The sequence below is a fragment of the Pectobacterium jejuense genome (assembly GCF_026800125.1).
In the GTDB taxonomy this organism is placed as follows: Bacteria; Pseudomonadota; Gammaproteobacteria; order Enterobacterales; family Enterobacteriaceae; genus Pectobacterium; species Pectobacterium jejuense.
The window spans coordinates 185,217-207,393 of record NZ_JAPQKX010000010.1; the positions used below are offsets into that span (position 1 = coordinate 185,217).

21 protein-coding genes are annotated in these 22,177 nt (G+C 53.9%); 12 read left to right on the forward strand and 9 right to left on the reverse strand.

The genetic code is table 11. The features are described 5' to 3' along the window. Positions 1-333 precede the first annotated feature (333 nt). The 3 genes from NXT09_RS18225 (at position 334) to NXT09_RS18235 (ending at position 4,993) form a co-directional block, all read left to right on the forward strand. A complete protein-coding gene (locus tag NXT09_RS18225) occupies positions 334-1,485 on the forward strand; it encodes a diguanylate cyclase domain-containing protein (protein ID WP_268580783.1) in 1,152 nt (383 codons plus the stop codon). Positions 1,486-1,804: 319 nt separating this feature from the next. Beyond that, positions 1,805-3,097: a dicarboxylate/amino acid:cation symporter gene (locus NXT09_RS18230; protein ID WP_010301199.1), complete on the forward strand. Its 1,293-nt coding sequence runs from the start codon at positions 1,805-1,807 to the stop codon at positions 3,095-3,097. 378 nt (positions 3,098-3,475) lie between these two features. Next, entirely contained in the window at positions 3,476-4,993 is a 1,518-nt protein-coding gene (locus tag NXT09_RS18235; RefSeq protein ID WP_268580784.1) for a M16 family metallopeptidase, read from the forward strand. Positions 4,994-5,075: 82 nt separating this feature from the next. Here NXT09_RS18235 and kdgK read toward each other — a convergent pair whose 3' ends face one another. Both kdgK and yhjD read right to left on the reverse strand, forming a co-directional pair. Then, positions 5,076-6,008, reverse strand: a complete 933-nt coding sequence (gene kdgK / locus NXT09_RS18240; protein WP_268580785.1) for a 2-dehydro-3-deoxygluconokinase — start codon at positions 6,006-6,008, stop codon at positions 5,076-5,078. A gap of 167 nt (positions 6,009-6,175) precedes the next feature. Then, on the reverse strand, positions 6,176-7,192 hold the full coding sequence (gene yhjD, locus NXT09_RS18245) for an inner membrane protein YhjD (protein WP_268580786.1): 1,017 nt from the start codon (positions 7,190-7,192) through the stop codon (positions 6,176-6,178). Positions 7,193-7,445: 253 nt separating this feature from the next. Here yhjD and NXT09_RS18250 point away from each other — a divergent pair, with 253 nt between their 5' ends. Beyond that, a complete protein-coding gene (locus tag NXT09_RS18250; RefSeq protein ID WP_268580787.1) occupies positions 7,446-8,645 on the forward strand; it encodes an MFS transporter in 1,200 nt (399 codons plus the stop codon). A 41-nt stretch (positions 8,646-8,686) separates the two neighbouring features. Here the strand turns inward: NXT09_RS18250 and NXT09_RS18255 are convergent, their stop codons facing one another. Beyond that, positions 8,687-9,253 carry a DcrB family lipoprotein gene (locus NXT09_RS18255; protein ID WP_233958499.1) on the reverse strand — a complete coding sequence of 189 codons (567 nt, stop codon included), beginning with the start codon at positions 9,251-9,253 and terminating at the stop codon, positions 8,687-8,689. A gap of 187 nt (positions 9,254-9,440) precedes the next feature. Then, positions 9,441-10,118, reverse strand: a complete 678-nt coding sequence (locus NXT09_RS18260) for a 7-cyano-7-deazaguanine/7-aminomethyl-7-deazaguanine transporter (RefSeq protein WP_268580788.1) — start codon at positions 10,116-10,118, stop codon at positions 9,441-9,443. Between the two features lie 216 nt (positions 10,119-10,334). Here NXT09_RS18260 and tusA point away from each other — a divergent pair, with 216 nt between their 5' ends. Next, positions 10,335-10,577 (forward strand): sulfurtransferase TusA, encoded by a 243-nt coding sequence (gene tusA / locus NXT09_RS18265; protein WP_012772835.1) that lies wholly within the window; start codon positions 10,335-10,337, stop codon positions 10,575-10,577. A gap of 57 nt (positions 10,578-10,634) precedes the next feature. Here tusA and NXT09_RS18270 read toward each other — a convergent pair whose 3' ends face one another. Beyond that, on the reverse strand, positions 10,635-12,989 hold the full coding sequence (locus NXT09_RS18270; protein ID WP_268580789.1) for a zinc/cadmium/mercury/lead-transporting ATPase: 2,355 nt from the start codon (positions 12,987-12,989) through the stop codon (positions 10,635-10,637). Between the two features lie 91 nt (positions 12,990-13,080). After that, a complete protein-coding gene (locus NXT09_RS18275) occupies positions 13,081-13,710 on the reverse strand; it encodes a lysoplasmalogenase (RefSeq protein WP_268580790.1) in 630 nt (209 codons plus the stop codon). Between the two features lie 191 nt (positions 13,711-13,901). On the opposite strand from NXT09_RS18275, the gene NXT09_RS18280 reads away from it, so the two are divergent. Together NXT09_RS18280 and NXT09_RS18285 are read left to right on the forward strand one after the other, a co-directional pair. Continuing rightward, positions 13,902-14,222 (forward strand): DUF1820 family protein, encoded by a 321-nt coding sequence (locus tag NXT09_RS18280; RefSeq protein WP_010681394.1) that lies wholly within the window; start codon positions 13,902-13,904, stop codon positions 14,220-14,222. Next, complete coding sequence (locus tag NXT09_RS18285; RefSeq protein WP_268580791.1) at positions 14,222-14,581, forward strand: DUF2500 domain-containing protein; 360 nt, start codon at positions 14,222-14,224, stop codon at positions 14,579-14,581. The genes NXT09_RS18280 and NXT09_RS18285 overlap by 1 nt, the downstream gene beginning before the upstream one ends. A 3-nt stretch (positions 14,582-14,584) precedes the next feature. Here the strand turns inward: NXT09_RS18285 and NXT09_RS18290 are convergent, their stop codons facing one another. Together NXT09_RS18290 and rsmD are read right to left on the reverse strand one after the other, a co-directional pair. Beyond that, positions 14,585-14,860, reverse strand: a complete 276-nt coding sequence (locus tag NXT09_RS18290; protein ID WP_162274786.1) for a DUF1145 family protein — start codon at positions 14,858-14,860, stop codon at positions 14,585-14,587. Positions 14,861-14,889: 29 nt separating this feature from the next. Further along, a complete protein-coding gene (gene rsmD, locus NXT09_RS18295) occupies positions 14,890-15,465 on the reverse strand; it encodes a 16S rRNA (guanine(966)-N(2))-methyltransferase (RefSeq protein ID WP_010306568.1) in 576 nt (191 codons plus the stop codon). Positions 15,466-15,814: 349 nt separating this feature from the next. On the opposite strand from rsmD, the gene ftsY reads away from it, so the two are divergent. The 4 genes from ftsY (at position 15,815) to rpoH (ending at position 20,120) form a co-directional block, all read left to right on the forward strand. Beyond that, complete coding sequence (ftsY, locus tag NXT09_RS18300; RefSeq protein WP_268580792.1) at positions 15,815-17,272, forward strand: signal recognition particle-docking protein FtsY; 1,458 nt, start codon at positions 15,815-15,817, stop codon at positions 17,270-17,272. A gap of 5 nt (positions 17,273-17,277) precedes the next feature. Next, a complete protein-coding gene (gene ftsE / locus NXT09_RS18305; RefSeq protein ID WP_039281573.1) occupies positions 17,278-17,949 on the forward strand; it encodes a cell division ATP-binding protein FtsE in 672 nt (223 codons plus the stop codon). Next, positions 17,939-18,907: a permease-like cell division protein FtsX gene (gene ftsX, locus NXT09_RS18310; RefSeq protein WP_039281575.1), complete on the forward strand. Its 969-nt coding sequence runs from the start codon at positions 17,939-17,941 to the stop codon at positions 18,905-18,907. Before ftsE ends, ftsX begins: the two co-directional genes overlap by 11 nt. Positions 18,908-19,262: 355 nt before the next feature. Then, positions 19,263-20,120, forward strand: a complete 858-nt coding sequence (gene rpoH, locus NXT09_RS18315; protein WP_039275909.1) for an RNA polymerase sigma factor RpoH — start codon at positions 19,263-19,265, stop codon at positions 20,118-20,120. Between the two features lie 83 nt (positions 20,121-20,203). On the opposite strand, the gene panM is transcribed toward rpoH, so the two are convergent. Then, a complete protein-coding gene (gene panM / locus NXT09_RS18320; RefSeq protein ID WP_039498235.1) occupies positions 20,204-20,650 on the reverse strand; it encodes an aspartate 1-decarboxylase autocleavage activator PanM in 447 nt (148 codons plus the stop codon). A gap of 404 nt (positions 20,651-21,054) precedes the next feature. Between panM and NXT09_RS18325 the strand changes: the two genes are divergently transcribed. Then, positions 21,055-22,167: a branched-chain amino acid ABC transporter substrate-binding protein gene (locus NXT09_RS18325; protein ID WP_268580793.1), complete on the forward strand. Its 1,113-nt coding sequence runs from the start codon at positions 21,055-21,057 to the stop codon at positions 22,165-22,167. Positions 22,168-22,177: the final 10 nt, after the last annotated feature.

Genomic DNA, 22,177 nt, shown 5'->3' on the forward strand with positions numbered 1-22,177 from the left:
CTGCCCGATCCTTCAGTCTGCTCCCCGAATAGCGACACTGGCTTATGCAGGGGATATCCCCTATTCTGAGGCCGCGTTACCGCTGTTGCCAAAGGTAGCCTAGGATTAAGATGAAATCCCCCGAACATCAGCAGAAAACAGCGTTAAGGCGGCGATAAGCTGCCTTATACTATTTGCCGCGTGTAAATCGTGTTGCTGTGTGTAACGCGTGCGCATTTTTCGCGTTGTATATTGCTCACCTGTTTGTTGTTTGGTGAGCCAGGTATTCAGGTCTGCATAAAAGGTTGACGGAGAAAGCGCTTGCGGCTCAGACGTTCATTAACGATTAAACAGATGACAGCCGTGTCTGCCGTGGCACTGGTGACGATCAGCTTGTTTATCGTCATACAGCTCTTTCACTTCGTTCATCAGCGCCGTGAAGATTATGCCAAGCAGCTGGAGAGCATCGCGTATTCCGTGCGTCAACCGCTGACGGATGCGGTGTTACAAGGGGAAGTGCAGCGGGCGGGCAATATTCTGGACAGCCTATTACCCGTTGCCTTTCTTAGCCGGGCAGATGTGCTGCTGCCGGATGATTTCCAGACGCTGCACGCGAATTTCCCGAAAGAGCGTCCGGTACCAGACTGGATCGCACGGGTCTTTAAGCTGCCTATCCGCATCTCTATTCCGCTCTATTCGCCGCCACAGACGCAGTATTCGGCTCCGCTGGCGCATCTGGTGTTGCAGGCGGATTCCTACCGGATGTATCAATTTATCGTCAGCACCTTTTCCACCATGCTGGCGACGTATCTGCTGTTGGCGCTGATTATGTCGATCGCCATTACCTGGTGCATTAACCGCCTGCTGATACACCCGCTGCGGGGGATTATTGTCGAGTTACAGAATCTACCGCCGGATGACATGCTCCACCGTCAACTTACGCTACCGCCTTGGCATCAGGACGATGAGCTGGGCGCGCTGGTGCGCAGCTATAACCGCAATCAACAGCTGCTGGCGCAGTCGCTTTCTGCCGGAACGGAAGGCGCGGGGCTGCCGGACAACGCGCACTTTATGCGACGCTTTGAACAGCGCCTGGCCGATGCGACACCGTTCAGTCTGCTGGTTTTTGGGCTTGATGCGTCCGCCAGCAAGCAGGGCAAGGTAGACACGCTGGCGAAGCAGCTCAGCGCGGCGATTGAAGAACAGAACGAGGCTGGGCTCATCTATCTGGCGCATCTCGACCGTGATGAGTTCGCTATCATCGGGAAGCAGCTGCAATCCGCCGGACAGGCGCAAGATTGGGCGCAGAATGTGATGCTAGCGATTAATTCACCCTTTTTACCTGCGGGTTCCCAGCCTGCGCGGGCTGTCAGCGTCGGCATCCTCACTATTACCGATCCTCGACCCGAGGACGCAGCACTGCTTTTATCACAGGCGCGTTTTGCTATGCAGCTGGCGCGGCGTGATAAAAAATCCGGAATTCATCCTCTCACGGTGCCTTCCTGAGTATTTACAGGTAACGCAAATGTTACTTTTTATCGCGAGGTTTCTCGAACGGCACATTCCCCGTATGGCGGGGGTTTGAGAGCTTTTCAAAGCAACATTCCTGCCGAAAAAATGTGCATCTGTTACAAGTAAATTGCACTGATGTTTCTTTATAATTCCTGCTGACGTGATTCAGCTCTTGTTTTTAACCTGCCGTTCACAAACTAAACTTATAAAACATTCTCAGCTTGTTATTGCAATGTTACTTTCCGGCGCAATCACAGGCGGCATTTTCGTACCCTATTCCCCTCCTGTGTTTTCCCCACCATAGGACGTATGTATGAAAACATCAATTTTTAAAAGTCTTTATTTTCAAGTTCTTGCCGCCATTACAATAGGGATACTGTTGGGGCATTTCTACCCCCAGCTTGGCGAGCAAATGAAGCCGCTGGGCGATGGGTTTGTTAAATTAATTAAAATGATTATTGCGCCGGTTATCTTCTGTACGGTAGTCACCGGTATCGCAGGCATGGAAAGTATGAAGTCGGTCGGTCGTACTGGTGCGGTCGCTCTGCTGTATTTTGAAATCGTGAGTACGATTGCGCTGATTATCGGCCTGGTCGTGGTCAACGTGGTGCAACCTGGCGTGGGTATGAACATCGACCCAAGTACGCTGGATGCGTCTGCGGTGGCGGTTTATACCCAACAGGCTTCGCAACAGGGTCTGATTCCGTTCCTGATGGACGTGATTCCGGCGAGTGTGGTCGGTGCGTTTGCCAGCGGTAATATCTTGCAGGTTCTGCTGTTTGCTGTGATGTTTGGCTTTGCGCTGCATCGCTTAGGGCCAAAAGGCAAAGTGATTTTTGACGTGATTGACAGCTTCTCCAAGGTCATTTTCGGCGTCATTAACATGATCATGAAACTGGCTCCGCTGGGTGCGTTCGGTGCAATGGCCTTCACCATCGGTAAATATGGTGTCGGTACGCTGATACAGTTGGGACAGCTGATCGCGTGCTTCTACATCACCTGTGTTCTGTTCGTTTTCCTGGTGTTGGGCAGTATTGCCAGAGCGACGGGCTTCAGTATCTTCAAATTCATTCGCTACATTCGTGAAGAACTGCTGATCGTACTGGGCACATCCTCTTCTGAATCCGTGCTGCCACGTATGCTGGAGAAGATGGAGAAGGTCGGTTGTAAGAAATCGGTTGTTGGTCTGGTGATTCCTACCGGCTACTCGTTCAACTTGGATGGCACCTCCATCTATCTGACAATGGCTGCGGTATTTATCGCTCAGGCGACCAATAGCCACATGGATATCTGGCATCAGATTACCCTGCTGGTGGTGCTGCTGCTGTCTTCTAAAGGTGCAGCGGGCGTGACGGGAAGTGGATTCATCGTGCTGGCGGCAACGCTGTCTGCCGTGGGCCACCTGCCAGTTGCCGGTCTGGCGTTGATTCTGGGTATTGACCGCTTTATGTCAGAAGCCCGTGCGCTGACCAACCTGATTGGTAACGGTGTGGCGACCATCGTGGTAGCAAAATACTGCCGCGAGCTGGACGAGAAGAAACTGGATGCTGAGCTGTCTGGCACTAATAAAAATGACAACGCGGCCACGCCGACTGCGCAGTCGTAATTCCAACATGCAGCTATAGTTTCGGTTGCAGTTATCATGCCGGTATAGTTTTCTAAATCAGTTCCCCACGGCGCTAACGCCCCGTGGGGAATTTTTTTGTCTGCCAACACGTCGAACCAATCCGTTTCTCCCTCCTTCCTTGCCCGCCATGAAACGTAAAAATATTGTTAAATATGACTATTTTTACCTTTTTTGCAGATTATTTCGTCTTCTGGAGTGACATAGACAAAAGCGCGCGGTCAAAGGGAATGGTACACTTCGCGTCTTTAATTTTTTCCGTGATATATCCACGAGAGTGTGCGGTGGCAGACGCAAGGCCACCATAATGATCAACAATAACCACATTATTATGTTGGATAGCTATTAGTAGGGGTTCACATGCAGGGCACCAAAAAGGCGCTTTTCGTTGGTGGTTTGTTGCTGGCCGTGGTCAGCAGCGGCGTGCAGGCTGAAGCACTACAGCCCGATCCTGCCTGGCAGCAGGGTAAGCTTGATAATGGTTTTACCTGGCAGTTATTAACTACGCCACAGCGCCCCGGCGATCGGGTTGAGCTGCGTCTGGTTGTTAATGCCGGGTCGCTGCTGGAAAACGCCCAGCAGGTAGGTTTTGCCCATTTTCTTCCCCGTCTGGCCTTAGCGCCCGGCGATAAGCTGTCTGCCGCCCAGCGGCCTTCTATGTGGATGCGGGATGCTAACAGCTCACGCGTCCTGCCTCCGGTCATTGTCTCGTATGACTTCACGTCATATAACCTGAGTTTGCCGAATAATCGCCCCGAACTGCTGAAAGAAGCGCTGACGTGGCTTTCGGAAAGCGCAGGGCAGATGACGTTCGACGAAAAAAGCTTACAGGCCGCGCTGAAGGTGCCCGATCAGGTGGCAACCTTTCCGATTAATCCACAGGATCCGAGCTGGCGCTACCGTCTGAAAGGCTCGCCCCTGCTGGCACACGATCCGGCTCAGGACGTCAAACCGCCGTTGAATGGCGAACAGCTCCAGCAGTTTTATAAAACCTGGTACACGCCAGATGCGATGACGCTCTACATCGTCGGTCATGTGGATAATCGCAGCGTGATCGAGCAGATCGGGAAAGTCTTCTCCCCGCTGGAAGGGAAACGTGAAGCACCAGCGCCATTGCCGACATTGAGCCCGCTACCGCCGCAGGCGATCAGCCTGATGAATAACAACGTCCAGCAGGATACGCTGTCGCTGATGTGGGATGCCCCGTGGCACCCGATTCGTGAATCGCAGGCGCTGGTTCGCTACTGGCTGGGCGATATGACGCGGGAAGCGATGTTCTGGCACCTACAGCAGGCGCTGGAGAAGAGCCCACTGAAGAGCAACAATCTCCGCTTCGACTGCAATGTGTTTTATACCCGTTCTCAGTGCGCGATTCATATGGATGTACCGAATAGTGAGGGCGTTGAGCCGGGCGTGACGTTTATGGCGCGTGAGCTGGCGACGCTGCGTGAAAAAGGGCTGACACAGCAAGAGTTTGATGCGCTGATTGCGCGCAAGACGGACGAGCTGAGTAAGCTGTTTGCGACCTATGCGCGGACCAGCACGGACATCCTGATGGATCAGCGCTTGCGCTCCCAGCAGAATGGCGTCGTAGATATTTCTCCCGAGCAGTATCAGAAACTGCGCCAGACCTATCTGTCCGCGTTGACGCTCGATATGCTGAACCAGGAACTGCACCAGCAGCTGGTACAGGATACGACGCTGATGCTGATCCAACAGCCCGGTGAACCGGAAGCGAATATGAAAGCGTTGCAGGAAGCCTACGACCGGATTATGACGCCAGTGGCCGAGCCGGTTGCCAGCACTGCGGCGGCTGTGCCTGAAGGCGCCGTTCCTGAAGGAACGAAGCCGCAGGAAACGGCGCCCGCTGCACAGTAATTTATTAATCAGTAAGTCATTAAGTAGTAAATAGAAAAGGCCGCGATTGCGGCCTTTAACTTATTATCACGCGACATCCTGTTTACGCAGGCATGGCCTCAAGCGGGATAATCGCCCCACGGTATTGAATGACCGTGCTGGCCGTCAGGTGACCGCGCTGTGCGGCTTCCTGCGTGCTGCCGCCGTTCAGACGTACTGCCAGATAACCTGCGCTGAAAGAGTCGCCCGCGGCGGTGGTATCGACCACGCTCTCTTTTGGCAATTTGATAGCCGGGACATCAACCAGCTCTTGTCCGCGTTCAGACACGATGCAGGAATCGGCACCGCGTTTGATGACCACTTCGTTAACGCCCAAACCGTGCGTCCGATCCAGCACGGCTTCCAGCGGCTTCGTGCCCCACAGCATGTCTTCGTCATCCAGTGTCAGGAAAGCGATATCGGTACAGGACAGAATGTTGGTGTAGGCCTGCTGCGTTTCTTCTTTGCTTTGCCACAGACGTGGACGGTAGTTGTTATCAAAAATCACTTTACCGCCGTTGGCGCGGCACGCGCGCAGCAGGGCGAGAAGACGCTGACGGCTTTCGGCGTTCAGGATCGCCAGACTAATGCCGCTCAGGTAGAGGTAATCAAATTGTGCCAGCGATTGACCGATTTTTTCTGCTTCCGGGCTGTCCAGCCAGTAGCGGGCCGCGGCATCATTACGCCAATAGTAGAACGTACGCTCGCCGCTATCGTCGGTTTCAATGAAGTATAAACCGGGCAGCTTGTTGTCCAGTCGCTGAATCAGGTCGGTTTTCACCCCTTCTTTCTGCCAGGCAGACACCATCTCGGTACTGAAGCTATCGGTGCCGAGCGCGGTCACGTAATGCACGCCCAGCTTATCGGCGTTTACCTGACGGGCAATGTAAACGGCAGTGTTCAGCGTATCGCCGCCAAATCCACGGTTAAGATCCGTGCCCTTCTGCGACAGTTCGATCATGCATTCGCCGATTACGGCAATGTTAGTAGTTGTCATCACTTTTGGCCTGTTTGAAAAGGTACCCTGCACCTGATGTTATTGGGTATAAAAAATGCGGAAATTAACATCAGTCTCAACATTACGCGAGACTGAGTCAATAGCCTTGAAACGATGTTTTATTTTTTCATGACGCAGATCGGAAAACCAGTGCTTTCACGCTGCTTTTAGCGATCGGAGGGGGGGGCTTTCTCCTGCTCATTCTTATCCGTCGAGGTGTCGCCTTTGTAGTTCGCCGTTGCGATCCAGGCGGCGCAGAAGAGCGTCAGACGAGCGAAGAAATAGAAGAACGCCATCAGGCCAATGACCGAACCGAACGCAGCACCGGAAGGTGAGCTGGCCAGTTTAGGCAGCGCGACGGTCATCGCGAACTTGATCACTTCAAAGCCCACGGCGGCGATCAGCGTGCCGCGAAAGAGCGCTTTGCGTTTGGGTTTATGGCGCGGTAAAACGAAGAATATCCACAGGAATAACAGATAGTTGGCGAAGATGGAGATTGACAGGGCAATCAGCGTCAACGCGGGGCGCAGCCACTCGATGCCATCCAGCCCCAACGCGGTCACAATCATGTTCTGCGCGGTGCCAGCAACGGAGGTCAGGAAAAGCGTAATAATGAGCGCAATGACCAGGCCAGTCAGCGACAGGAAATCCCGCGTGTACTGAAAGTAAATCTTCTCCTCATCTTTCGGGTTCCGTTCCCACACGTCGCGCGACTGAGCGCGAATCGCCTCACGCAGGTTTCCCATCCAGCTGATGCCAGAATAGAGTGCGATCAGCAAACCGGTAATCCCCACGGTAGTACGCTGCTGCACGGCGGTGTTAACGGTACTTTTCAGCGTATTGGCCAGATTAGGATCGCTGATACTGTTGACGATACGGTTAATCAGCCCCGTCAGCAGATCGGGGTTAGAAGCCAGCACAAAACCCACTGCGGCAAAAGACACCATGAGAATCGGGATCAGCGACAGAAAGGAAAAATAGGTAATGGCCGCGCCAAACTGGTTGCCCATCCGATCGTTGAAGCGTTCGCCCGCGCGAATCAGGTGCGCCACGCTGGGGATCGCCTGAATACGTGCGGCCAGACGCTTGCTCTTGCCCAGAAACGAGAGAGGTTTCTGTGGTGATTTATCCCCTTCTGGGGTTGACGATGTTGACTGGCGATCCGGGTCTGCCGGTACAGGCATTGCGTTTCTCCTGTGTTCGGGATTAGTTTAGTAGCATAAGGTTGATTATAACCAACAATATACTCGTCATCCTTCAAGTTGCATGTGCGTTGGCTGCGTTCAGTCACCCGAATCACTTACTTGAGTAAGCTCATCGGGACTCCTTCTCTTGCCGCCTGCCTGAAACTCGAATTATTTAGAGTATATACAATATGATTTTTCGATGTTTTTCTGAACGTACGTCATACACGGACGTTAAGCGAGTGAATTTTCCATGCCAACACCTTCCCCATCCGAACCGTCGCTGAGCGGTCTGCGCCTTAATCTGCGCATCGTTTCGATTGTGGCGTTCAACTTCGCCAGCTATCTGAATATCGGCCTGCCGTTGGCGGTGCTGCCGGGGTACGTGCACGATCACCTTGGCTACAGTGCATTCTGGGCCGGACTGGTGATCAGCCTGCAATACTTCTCCACGCTAGTGAGCCGCCCGCATGCGGGTCGCAGCGCCGACGAAAAAGGACCGAAAAAAATCGTCGTCTGGGGGCTGGCTGGCGTCATGCTCAGTGGGGTGTTTTACCTGATGGCTGCCTTTAGCGACGCCTCGCCTGCCATCACGCTGCTGTTGTTGTGCCTCGGGCGTATCGTGCTGGGAGCCGGACAGAGCTTTGCCGGTACCGGTGCAACGCTCTGGGGCGTCGGCGTGGTCGGTTCCCGACACATTGGACGTGTGATTTCATGGAATGGCATTGCGACCTACGGCGCGATGGCGATTGGCGCACCGCTCGGCGTCTGGCTTAATCATATCGGTGGGCTAAAACTGCTCTCCGTGTGCATTATCCTGATTGCGGCGGTGGCGATTGTCCTCGCGCTGCCGCGCCCCGCGGTGCAGGTTGCGCCGGGGAAAAAGATTCCCTTCCGCGAAGTGCTGGGGAAAGTCTGGGTTTACGGCATTATTCTGGCGATCGCCTCTGCGGGTTTTGGTGTGATCGCGACCTTCATCACGCTGTTTTATGCCGACCGGAACTGGGAAGGCGCGGCGCTGACGCTAACCATTTTCAGTTGTGCCTTTGTCGGCGCACGATTGGTGTTTCCTAACAGTATTCAGCGGTTTGGCGGGCTGCGCGTGGCGATGGCATGCTTCGTGGTTGAAATCGTCGGGTTGCTGTTGGTCTGGGGGGCGACGCAGCCGCTGATGGCGGAAATCGGTGCGTTCCTCGCGGGGGCGGGTTTCTCTCTGGTGTTCCCGGCATTAGGTGTTGTCGCCGTTAAGGCGGTATCGCCGCAGAATCAGGGCAGTGCGCTGGCAACCTATACGATATTTCTCGATTTATCGCTGGGCATCGTCGGACCGGTGGCGGGCGTGCTGATGGCTTATACCGGCATCGCCTCTATTTATCTGGCGGCGGCGTTGCTGGGACTGTGCGGTCTGGCACTGACATGGCGACTGACCCAGCGGGTCGCTAGCGTAGAATGACAGTAACCACCTCGGTGGCTACTGTCCGACGATAACACCGATTATTTCAGCTTCAGGGTGTGGATGATGCCTTCTGCTTCGCTCTGTGCCTGTTGCTGATTGCTGGCTGGCAGCGTGATCTGCAAGGTCAGCAGTTGGTTTTCCACTTTGCCCAGCACGACAGAGGAATAAGCCTGCTGTCCGCTGCTGGTGATAATGCTGTCGAGCTGTTGCAGCTTCTTTCCGTCAACGTCGATGGTCTTGTTGGTGACGACCTGGAGGTTGGCGTCACGCGTGCGCTGTTGATCTTCCAGACGCTGTGCCAGCACGGTCAACTCTTCTGTGGTGTTGTCGCCCAGAATCACGATGACCGCTTTCTGTCCATTGTCATTGGCGTAAACGTGCATGTTGTTCGCCTGCGTTCCCACTTTGCCGCTTTGATCACGCATATCGGCTGGCAGGGTAAACGCCACCTTGCCATCCATTAATTCAATATTCTGACCTGCGCTGGCTTCTGCGGCAGGTTTATCTTGCGCGCCCGCTTTTGCAGCGTCATCCGTTTTGCCATCACAGGCAGCAAGCAGGCCGACAAGCAAGCCGACACCGAGGTATTTGATTACATTCGACATGGGATCCCTTTCTCTCGTTTTTGAAACAGATAATCGTTTTAAACAGGTAATAACAGTATGGCACCCTATTCAGATAGCAAAAACAAGCATTTTGTTGTTGCAAACCGTTGTTAGTCCCTGCGTTATTTTTACAAAACGATGAATGACTGGATGAGAAAAGGCGGCGCAAATGGCCGCCTGATTGGCATTAATGGTGGCTGCTGACGGAGTGATAGTCGGGGGTGCCTTTCTGTTCGCTCAGACGTTTGAGTACCATGTTCAGCATGACGCCGTACATCGGCAGGAAGAACGCCAGGCTGATCAGTAATTTGAAGGCATAATCCACCATCGCGATTTCAACCCAGTTTGCCGCCATGAAGGCATCGGTGCTGCGGTAAAACGCGATGAAGAAAAAGGCCAGCGTATCGCTGAAATTACCAAACACGGTCGACACGGCCGGAGCGACCCACCACGCGCGTTTCTGGCGCAGGCGGTTGAAGACGTGAACATCCAGAATCTGGCCGAGAACATAAGCCATGAAGCTGGCGCAGGCGATACGCGCCACGACGATATTCACCTGACTTAATGCCTCGAACGACTGCCACGATCCCTGATAGAACAGGCTCGACACCAGATAGGAAATTACCAGCGCAGGCACCATCACGGTCAGAATGATACGGCGTGCCAGCGGCGCACCGAAAACCCGTACCGTCAGGTCAGTTGCCAGAAAAATAAACGGGAAGGTAAACGCGCCCCAGGTGGTATGAAAACCGAAAATCAATACCGGGAGCTGGACCAGATAATTACTCGACGTAATGATCAGGACATGGAACAACGATAGCCAGATCAGCGCCGTAAGCCGCTGCTGGGGAGTAAAATGATACATAATGTGACCTTTTTGGTTATTGGGGTTAGGGAACCCAAGGGATAACGTGCAGATTTATGCTGCAACGCGGCGGCATAATACGCAATTGCTTCACTAATGCAATGTGTTTTGCCAGGAAAAGATGGTTGTTTTCTGCGCAAACGTTGTCGTCGCTTGCGTCGGGAAATCCTCAGCGTAAACTAAGGCGGTTTTTTGATTCCTGTACTGAGAACGTTGATGACCGATCCCTTTACCAACCCGGACAAAACCCTTGATGCACAGGGGCTGCGCTGCCCTGAGCCTGTAATGATGGTGCGTAAGACGGTACGCCAGATGGAAACCGGGCAAACGCTGCTGATTATTGCCGACGATCCGGCTACCACCCGCGATATTCCCGGTTTTTGCGTGTTCATGGAGCATGAGCTTCTGGCGCAGGAGACCGAACAGCTTCCCTATCGGTATCTGCTGCGCAAAGGTTAATACTCGTCATACTAAGCCATAGGTGCGCGGCGTTGCACCGCGCACCGTAGACCGCGATTAGTCCTGTTTTCTCAATAGCCGCAGCGCGTTGGCGGTGACCAGCGCGGTGGCGCCGGAATCCGCCAGCACGGCCAGCCACAGTCCGGTAATGCCCAGAATGCTGGTGACCAGAAAGACGGCTTTCAGCCCCAGCGCGATGGCAATGTTCTGACGAATATTATGCTGCGTCGCCCGCGACAGGCTGATCATAGCGGCCAGCCCAGTCAGGCGGCTGTGCGTTAAGGCTGCATCAGCCGTCTCCAGCGCCACATCCGTACCGCTTCCCATTGCAATTCCGATGGTTGCAACCTTCATCGCCGGGGCGTCGTTGATGCCGTCGCCGACCATCGCCACGGGATGCTGCTGACTCAATTCGCTGACCGCCGTGACTTTATCGGCGGGGAGCAGGCTGGCGCGGTAATCAATCCCTAATGTCGCCGCAATCGCCGCCGCCGCGCGGGGATTATCGCCCGTGAGCATGACGCCACGAATCCCCAACTGCTGCAAAGCATCCAGCGCTTCACGCGCATCGTGGCGTAGCGTGTCGCTCAATGCCAGCACGCCGAGCAACTTATCGTCCTCTTGCACCACCACGACGGTTTTCCCTTCGTTTTCCAGCGCATCAATCCGCTGCAACCAGTCGGCATCAAGCAGGTCGGGCGCGACGCGAGTCGGCGCACTGACCTGAATCCGCTTGCCGCCTATCGTGCCTTCCACGCCGACACCCGCCAGCGCTTTGCGATTTTCCGCCATTGGCAGGAACGTGCTGCTGGAGCGCGCATGTTGGACGATCGCTTTGGCAAGCGGATGGTGCGAACCGGACTCCACCGCGGCGGTGCGGGTTAACAGCGCTGTTGCGCTAACGCCTGCGGCGGGCAATACGTCTGTCACCTGCGGTTTGCCTTCCGTCAGCGTACCCGTTTTATCAAACGCGATAGTTTTGATGTTTCCCAACGATTCCAGCGCCGCGCCGCCTTTAATCAGCGCCCCACGGCGCGTTGCGGCGGCTAGCCCGGACGTAATCGCCGCAGGCGTTGAGATCACCAGCGCACACGGACAGCCGATTAACAGTAGCGTCAGGCCGCGATAAATCCACTCTTGCCACGGCTGCGCCAGCAGCAACGGCGGTACCAGAATCACCAGCAGCGACAGCAGCATGATGGCTGGCGTGTAGTAACGGCTGAACTTATCGAGGAAGCGTTCTATCGGCGCACGGCGCTCTTCCGCTTCTTCTATCAGTTGCAGAATGCGGTCGATAGCGCTGTTGCCCGGCTGTGACACCACGCGCAGCTGCACAACCCGATCGACGCACAGGCTGCCTGCGGCAATTTTTTCACCCGGCGTACGTTCAACGGGAACCGATTCACCGGTCAGCGCGCTTTCATCAAAGCTGGCGTCGCTGTTCAAGAGCTCCGCATCGGCAGGGAGACGCCCACCGGGGGCGACTTCAATCACGTCACCGGGAACCAAACTGGCGACGGGAACGAGGCGTCGCTGCCCGTTGCCGACGACCGTGGCATCTTCGGGAAGCAGCGCCATCAGCGCCGTTACGCCCCGTCGTGCGCGGTTTGCCGCGTAAGATTCCAGATGCTCGCCCAGCATAAACAGTAGCAGGATGACGGTGGCTTCGGTGGTGGCGCCAATCAAGAGCGCCCCGATGGAAGCCACGCTCATCAACGTTTCAATCGCGAAGGGCGTGCCCGTGCGAATGAGCTGCACCGTTTTTTTCAGTATCGGAATCAGCCCGACAATTGTGGTCGCGATAAACGCGATCTGCCCGCCACGCTCGCTTAGCAGGGAAAGTCCCCAGCTTGCAGCAGCCAGCAGAGTGAAAAGTATTAAGAAACCATATTCATGTACGAAACGACGTACGGTCGACGTGTCGGGTGGAGCGAGGGGGAGTGCGGTGTCCTGCAAGGTGAAACCCGCTTGCTGAACGGCATATTGAACCTGAGGACGAATATCGGTGTTGGCATCAACAACCAATTTTTCGGTGGCGAACAGCACTTTGGCTTGTTCAATTCCGGTGAGATTTTTTACTGCATTTTCGATTTTACGTGCGCAGCTGGGACAATCCATCCCGCTGATTTTCCAGCTGAAACGCTGGTGGGATCGGGGCCTGTCGCTGTCTCCGCCGTCGGGGTCGTCTGAATCCGCGCTACCGCCGCTGTCTGACGACGACTGATCTGTGCCACACGTGCTTTGCACTACAGCGTCAGACGTGTGTTTGGTTGAACAGCAGCTGTGGTCGGCGTGGTTTGAATGCTGCGTGTGCTCGTTGCAGCAGCTTTTGGCGCTGCGCGGCGCGTGGTGAACGCTGTTATTGCAGCAGGCTGATTTCTCAGTGCTGTGGTGGTGTTGATGAGAGTGCATATCTTCCTCCGTTGTTAGTGACTTACATTCTCATCAGGAACTTTACACCGCCGCTCAATGCTTAGCCAGATTTTCGTGAGCGGCGTCAACGTCAGAAATAGAGGGAGCGAACGATCAGGAAATGGCCGCCAAAATAGCCCGCGGCCACAATAGCCTGATGGGCGCGGAACGGAAAACGGTAATGGTGAATCAGCCAGGCTGCATGGGCGATAAACAGCAGCACTGTGCCCGTCAGCAGGGAGAAATTCGCGTTTGTCCCCAGCGCAAAATACCGCTCGCCGGCAATCCAGACCATCAATGTGGTCATGATGATGAATGCGCAGGCGGGCCAACGCTGCTCTTTCAGTCGTCCCCAGATAATCGCGATCAGGATCGCGGCCAGAATGACGAGCGTTAATGCCAGCGGCCAAAAGAACGTGAGTGAAATCTGCCCGGTAAAAAAGCTAATGGTGTACAGCAGATGGGAGAGGAAATAAGCGCCAAACGCGTAAAGCAGGCGCTGAGTCGGCAGCAACAGCAGGGTGTCTGCGACCAGCGTTGCCAACAACCCCAGTACAATCAGATAGCCCGGCACACCAAGCAGCGGCGTCTGCCAGGCCAGAGCCAGCAGCAGTAGCATCGTGACCGGTTTGAATAACCAACGTTGCCACGTTGGACCACGGTAGCTGGCGTCCACATACAACCAACCAGAAAAAAGCACAGCAATAAATGACCAAAGCATAGCGTGTCCTTTTTGTGTTTTTGTTTGTGTCAGGATAAAAATAAATCGTTCTTTATTGAGTGTAGGGGATTGTGGGGAAGTTAAACAACACGTCGTGAAACGGATGCGACTTCTGTGAGCTTCATGTTATGTTATCGCCTGTTTTTATTGTAGATGGGCGCCGTGAAGTCTCGAAGGGAGCATTGTGTTGAATGAGTAATGAATCCGCGCTTTATCGTATTCAATTTATAAATAACGGTAAGAATTACCAGCTTTACGTGCGTGAGTTGGTGCAGAGTAGCCTGTTCGGTTTTATTGAAATTGCCGACTTCGTGTTTGATAGCCAGTCTACGGTGTTGGTTGACCCGTCAACCGAGAAACTGAAAACGGAATTCTCCGGCGTTAGCCGCAGTTTCATTCCTCTACAGGCGATCATTCGCATTGATGCCGTGACGGAAAAAGGCAGTGCCCGCATTTCTGATTTAGGCGACAACGTTACCGCGTTCCCTTATCTTCCCGGCAAGAAACCCTGATGGATGACTTTCCCTGGCTGTTGGCCTTGGCCGTCGGTGCGATTTTGGTGCTGGCGGCGCGGCAATATCGACGCCAACGCCAGCGGGAAGCGCAGAATGACGCGGCTCCGCTGCGGATCGTGGCCGCTGAGGTGAAACACAAACGCGAATTTCCCCGTAGCCGTCGACGAGCGCGCGAACATCAGGTGATGGTTGTAGAGGATATGCTTTATGAGGTCACGTTCAGGCCGATTACCGGCGGCGCGACTATCACGCTGCGCCTTGAGAACGCGGATTATCACCAGCTTGATACTGGCATGCAGGGGTCGTTGCAGCTAAAGGGCACACGCTTTATCCGCTTTGTGCCCCAGCAGAAGTAGCGATTACGACTTTGGTGGCTTAGGCTGCTTTTTCTGCCACGCCAACAGCTCAAACACGCCAAAAAGGAAAATGCGTGCCTGAAGCGCGCGGCTCAGCGCGGGGCTGTCTTTCGGCTGGCTGGATTTTAACAGCAGCAGTTGAAAACCATGCATCAGGATCATAAACACCATCGCCACGGTCATGAAGATATTCAACGGCTTGGGGAACGGTTGAATCAGGTTAAGCAACAAAAATCCCCACACGCCCAGCATCAATAGCCTGCCAAGGTTAATCAAAATCATCTCTTACCCTTACGTTGCTGCGAAGATCATTGACGAATGTATAAACGGTAGGCGACCTGACCCGCAATTTTCTCACGGTGCAGTTGCCAATTTTCCGGAATAGTCAGCTGCGCATTTTCCGCCTCGGTTTCTACGTAAATCCACGCGTCGGGTGCCAGCCAACCCTGTTGTTCCAGTAGGGCAAGCGTGTTGTTCAGCAGTTCTTTGCGAAACGGTGGATCGAGAAACACGACGTCAAACGGCGTGCCCGGCTTCGCCAGCCAGCTCAGGGCATCAGTATTGACCACCTCGGCGTTTTCCGCCCGAAGCAGTGCCAGATTTTGCGTTAGCTGCTGCGCGACTGCACGCTCCATCTCCAATAATGTGGCGTGTGCGGCATAACGGGATAAGGCTTCCAGCCCGAGCGCGCCGCTGCCGGCAAAGCAGTCCAGACAGCGTGCCTGTTGAATGACGGGAGCCAGCCAGTTAAACAGCGTTTCCCGCACGCGATCGGTGGTGGGACGTAAACCGGGGCTATCAGGAACCGGAAGTTTTCTGCCGCGCCATTGACCACCGATGATTCGGATTTGTCCGGCGGCTGACGATGCGTTTTTTTTAGCCATAGCTCACAGGGTTATTGTTGTGCCGCATCATCGTGGTGTGGATACGGGCAGGAAATTTCTGGCGCTATTCTAGCGGCGGTTACGTGTAGAGGGAATGTTAAGATGGGGGTTAAAGCGCTTAACCCAAAATTTTGTGCTATCTACAGGCTTTCGATAACGCGCAGCGTTTGACACACTTCGTTACGGACATTGCCTTTCGTTACGAAGATTGTCGGCAGCGCCGAGAATTGTCCGTCATTGCCCCCGTTGGCTGCGTGTTGCTGTCGGCAGGAAAGTGTTAAACTTATTGTTTAAATATGATTTTCATTGATTGATTCGCTGCGGTGAGCAGCGTGGAGCGCGATCGCACATGTCAAAAGAAAAGAAGCGCGGTTTTTTTTCCTGGCTGGGATTAGGGAAACAGGAAGAGAAACAACAGGAACAGCCGCAAGAGCAGCCTGTTTTTCAAGAGAAGCCGTCAGCGGCGGAGTCGGATGCTGCTGCATCGGCTCACCAGACCGTTGAGCACGCCCCGGATCAGGTAGAGAAAGCGCTGCCGGAAGCGCCTGTCGTTGAAGAAGAGACCAAGGTTGAAGCGGAAGCGCTGATCCAACCTGCCGCCGAGCGTGACGTTACCGCAGCGGCTGACGAACCGACCGTCGCTGTGCCTGAACCAGCCGTATCAGCCCCTATTATTTCTGAAGCAGACGATCGTGACGCGATCGATCATGACGTTCTCGATCAGGATGTCGTCGATCCGATCGTACAGACTGAGATCGCTGAAAGCGAGACAGTGGCTAATGCTGAGCCGGATGTTGCGCAGCAGGAAGAGCAAGAATACGAAGAATCAGAACCCGCGCAGCCAGATGATGTGCCTGTCGTGGCGCAAGAGCAGGAACGTCCGACGAAAGAAGGTTTCTTCGCTCGCTTGAAACGCAGTCTGGTAAAAACGCGCCAGAATCTCGGTTCAGGATTTATCGGATTGTTTCGCGGTAAGAAAATCGACGACGATCTGTTTGATGAACTGGAAGAACAACTGCTGGTGGCGGATGTTGGGGTCGAGACGACCCGTAAAATCATCACCAGCCTGACAGAGCACGCCAGCCGCCGCCAACTGAAAGATGCTGATACGCTTTTTGTGAAGCTGAAAGAAGAAATGGCGGAGATTCTTGCTAAGGTGGACGCCCCGCTGAATATCGAAGGCAAAACGCCGTATGTCATTCTGATGGTTGGCGTTAATGGCGTGGGTAAAACCACCACCATCGGGAAAATGGCACGTCAGTTCCAGGCGCAGGGCAAATCCGTGATGCTGGCGGCGGGGGATACCTTCCGTGCGGCGGCGGTCGAGCAGCTTCAGGTCTGGGGACAGCGCAATAATGTGGCAGTGGTGGCGCAACATACGGGTGCGGATTCGGCATCGGTGATTTTCGATGCGATTCAGGCAGCGAAAGCGCGCGGCGTTGATGTCCTGATTGCGGATACCGCCGGTCGCTTGCAGAACAAAGCGCACCTGATGGAAGAGCTGAAAAAGATTGTGCGCGTGATGAAGAAGCTGGACGAAGACGCGCCGCATGAAGTGATGCTGACGCTGGATGCGAGCACCGGGCAGAACGCGGTGAGTCAGGCCAAACTGTTTAATGAAGCGGTTGGGCTGACGGGTATTACCTTAACTAAGCTTGATGGTACCGCGAAAGGCGGGGTGATTTTCGCCATTGCCGACCAGTTCGCTATTCCTATCCGCTATATTGGGGTAGGTGAAGGTATTGAAGATTTACGGCCATTCAAGGCCGACGATTTTATTGAGGCACTTTTTGCCCGAGAGGATTAAAACGGATGATTCGTTTTGAACAGGTCAGTAAAGCTTACCTCGGTGGGCGTCAGGCATTACAAGGGGTGGATTTCCATCTGCGCCCCGCGGAAATGGCGTTCCTGACCGGCCATTCCGGCGCAGGGAAAAGTACCCTGCTGAAACTGATTTGTGGCATTGAACGTCCCAGCGCGGGTCAGATTTTCTTCGGCGGCCACAATATCAGCCGTCTGAAAAAACGCGAAGTTCCGTTCCTGCGCCGCCAGATCGGCATGATCTTTCAGGATCACCATCTGCTGATGGAACGCACGGTCTACGACAACGTTGCGATGCCGCTCATCATCGCGGGTGCCAGCAGTGAGGATATCCGCCGCCGGGTATCCGCCGCGCTGGACAAGGTTGGCCTGCTGGATAAAGCGAAAAATTACCCTATCCAGCTGTCCGGCGGTGAGCAGCAGCGCGTTGGTATTGCGCGCGCGGTGGTGAACAAACCCGCCGTATTGCTGGCGGATGAGCCGACTGGTAACCTCGACGAAGCGCTGTCAGAAGGCATTTTGCGCCTGTTTGAAGAATTCAATCGCGTTGGCGTTACCGTCCTGATGGCGACGCATGACACTGGGCTAATCGCCCGCCGTAATTACCGTGTGCTGACGCTGTCGGATGGCCGCATGGTGGGGGGAAACCACAATGGCGAATAACGTCCGTAACGCGAAAAAGCCTGTCGCAAAAGCCAAAGCGCTGCGCGGCGGCTGGCAGGAACAGTGGCGCTATGCCTGGATGAATACGCTGGCTGATATGCTGCGCCAGCCGCTGGCTACCTTTCTGACCATCATGGTCATTGCTATTTCGTTGGCGTTGCCCAGCATCTGCTATCTGGTATGGAAAAACGTCAGTCAGGCAGCGACACAGTGGTATCCCTCGCCGCAGCTGACGGTGTATCTGGATAAATCGTTGGATGACAACGCGGCGCAGGCGGTTATCACGCAGCTTCAATCGGAAGAGGGCGTCGATAAAGTCAATTATTTGTCGCGCAATGAAGCGATGGGCGAATTCCGCAACTGGTCCGGTTTTGGCGGCGCGCTCGATATGCTGGAAGAGAACCCGCTGCCAGCCGTAGCGATTATCACGCCGAAAATGAGTTTTCAGGATTCCACCACGCTGACGACGCTGCGCGACCGAGTGGCGGCGACGCAGGGCGTGGATGAAGTACGGATGGATGACAGCTGGTTTGCGCGGCTGGTGGCATTGACCAATCTGGTTGGGCAAATTTCCGTGACGATCGGCGTCCTGATGGTAGTTGCTGTCTTTTTGGTGATCGGCAACAGCGTGCGCCTGAGTATTTTCAGCCGCCGCGAAACCATCAACGTGATGAAGCTGATTGGGGCGACAGACGGCTTTATTCTGCGTCCGTTCCTGAATGGCGGGGCGGCAATGGGCGTAGGCGGCGCGGTGCTGTCGCTGATTTTATCGCAGGCGCTGGTCTGGAAGCTGGGTGCCGTGGTGGCGCAGGTGGCTTCTGTCTTCGGTACGACCTTTGCCGTTAAAGGATTGAGCTGGGATGAATCCCTGCTGCTGCTGTTAATCGCCGGTATGATTGGCTGGTTGGCCGCCTGGCTGGCAACCGTGCAACATTTACGCCGTTTTACACCACAGTAAGCATTTTCTGGTATAATTATCCCCTGTAATTCAGACCGTATTGCAGGGGAAATCTCCTCAGCGACATCTCTTCTTTGCGCTTCCCGCTGTGTTTTCCCCTTGGTTTCTCGTGTGCTAGTAACGCGCTTTTCGCCTGCTTGATCTCTGGCATGAGGTGAATAAAATGAGAGGAACTTGCGAGCGGAATCACAGTCTGAATAGACAGATTTTAGGATTTGATTAATCTGGTTTTAAGGTTTTTCTTAAAATAAGCTTTAAGGTGCCGTGTTTTGCCATCTTCGCGCAAAACGATGCGGTGAAGCAGTGCTAAGATAACCAACTGCAATATGACGAATAGAGCAACTGAGAGGGTTGAATGACCAAAGATATGCAAACTTTCACCTTAGTTCCCCAGGGCAGTCTGGAAGGGTATATTCGTGCCGCCAATGCCTATCCGATGCTGACGGCGGAGGAAGAGCGGGCGCTGGCTGAACGGCTGCATTATCAGGGCGATCTGGATGCGGCTAAGCACCTGATTCTGTCACACCTGCGTTTTGTTATTCATGTTGCCCGTAACTATTCCGGCTATGGCCTGCCGCAGGCGGATCTGATTCAGGAAGGGAACATCGGCCTGATGAAAGCGGTACGTCGCTTTAACCCTGAAGTTGGCGTGCGTCTGGTTTCTTTCGCCGTGCATTGGATCAAAGCCGAAATTCATGAATACGTGCTGCGTAACTGGCGTATTGTGAAAGTCGCGACCACTAAAGCACAGCGTAAGCTGTTCTTTAACCTGCGTAAGTCGAAAACGCGCCTCGGCTGGTTTAATCAGGATGAAGTCGAACTGGTTGCGCGTGAGCTTGGCGTGACGAGCAAAGACGTGCGTGAGATGGAATCCCGCATGGCGGCGCAGGACATGACGTTCGATCCGACGCCGGAAGAAGATTCGCACGACGGCAAGGCGATGTCGCCGATGCTTTACCTACAGGATAAATCGTCTGACTTTGCCGATGGCATTGAAGAAGATAACTGGGAAACGCATGCGGCCGATAAGCTCACCTACGCGCTGGAAGGGCTGGACGAACGCAGCCAGCACATTATTCGCGCCCGCTGGTTGGATGATGACAACAAATCCACCTTGCAGGAGCTAGCCGATCAATACGGCGTTTCCGCTGAGCGTGTACGTCAGTTAGAAAAGAATGCGATGAAAAAACTGCGAGCGGCGATAGAAGCCTAATCGCTCTCATCGTCTCTTTCTGTAGCGACCGGGTAATGCCCGGTCGTTTTGTTTTTGTCTGATGTCAGGCCGCAGAGCGTGAGCTATGGCTTCTCTGGGTTGAGTTGGTCAAGAATCAACGGCGTTTCTTTTCTACGAATATAGCGCCAGCCGCCGGACACGGGTGAGAAGCCGCAGGACACCATAAACCGCGCCAGCACTTCCTCTTTAATCGCAGCATGATCGGCTGTGGCCAGCCACCACTCTTTCACCTCAGGAAGCTGACGACGCGCTTCATCAATCAAGAGTTTCCCTACGCCCCGCCGCCGCGTGACTTCCCGCACCATCAGATCGCTCAGTTCCGCATATTCTCCTTCAAGCTCGACCAGCATGCCGCCTAATAACCGATCGTTAAAACGGGCGGCAAATAATCGCCGATCGGGGGTGAGTTCTTCTTCGAGTAAATCAATGTTCTGATGTGGCCAGATTTTTGCCAGATCAATTTTATCCTGAGGGCTGAATTGGGTGAGGCATTCAACGGCTAGTTTCATTTTTATCGGCACTCCATCATATGAGTGAAGAATAATGTAGTTGTTTTGTAGTGGATCAGTTGTGTAATTTGAGCGTTATGGTTAATAGGGCAAATGTTTTTCTCATTCTTTGTTTTTCGAGTAATCCATCAACAATTAATGCACAAAGTAGAATATCTGACTATATATAAATTGAATGCTGGTTTTTGCATCTGGTGTTTTGTGCTGTTTGCCCCGCTTGTTTCTGACAGTGTGAGTTGATTTGCAGCATAAAATTCCTGTTTAATAATATGAAAAATAAAGCCTTATTAGAAAATATTACTAATAATAACCTAAGCCTTTCTTACTTATAAGAAAATAGTAGGTTATGGCAGAAGGCGGTCAGGTTTTCGGCAATATCCATAATGACAGATGGGGTAAAAAGAATGAAATTCAGTAAAGGTAAAGTATTGCTGATGGGTTGTATGGCTGCGGTGTTGAGTCACGCAGTCAGCGCTGCCGATATTAAGGTTGCGGTTGTAGGTGCAATGTCTGGCCCAGTTGCACAGTATGGCGATATGGAGTTCATTGGCGCGCGTCAGGCTATTGAAGACATTAACGCAAAAGGCGGCGTAAACGGTAACAAACTGGTTGGCGTTGAATATGATGACGCGTGCGACCCTAAGCAGGCGGTTGCCGTCGCGAACAAAGTCATCAATGACGGTATCCGTTATGTGATTGGCCATCTGTGTTCCTCCTCAACGCAGCCTGCGTCTGATATCTATGAAGAAGAAGGCGTGATCATGATTACGCCTGCGGCAACCAACGCCGACTTGACCACGCGCGGCTACAAAATGGTGCTGCGCACGACGGGGCTGGATTCCGATCAGGGACCAACCTCAGCAAAATACATTGTCGAAACCATCAAACCGCAGCGTATCGCCGTGGTTCATGACAAACAGCAATATGGTGAAGGCCTGGCCCGCTCTGTTCAGGATAGCCTGAAAAAAGCCGGTGCGAATGTTGTGCTGTTTGAAGGTGTGACGGCGGGTGATAAAGATTTCTCCACGCTGGTTGCGCGTCTGAAGAAAGAGAACGTCGATTTCGTCTATTTCGGCGGCTACTACCCAGAAATGGGACAGATTCTGCGTCAGGCGCGTCAGGCTGGCATGACCACCAAATTCATGGGTCCAGAAGGCGTGGGTAACTCGTCGCTGTCCAACATCGCAGGCGATGCGTCTGAAGGCATGCTGGTGACGCTGCCGAAGCGCTACGATCAGGTTCCTGCTAACCAACCGATAGTTGATGCGCTGAAAGCCAAGAAACTGGATCCAACCGGTCCGTTCGTCTGGACGACCTACGCCGCTCTGCAATCTCTGACCACCGCGATGGCACGTACCGGTAGCGATGAACCAGAAAAACTGGTCGCGGATCTGAAAGCGAACTCCGTGGATACCGTAATGGGACCATTAAGCTGGGATGCAAAAGGCGACCTGAAAGGGTTTGAATTTGGCGTATTTGAGTGGCACAAAGACGGTACTTCCAGCGCAGTGAAATAATCATCTGCCT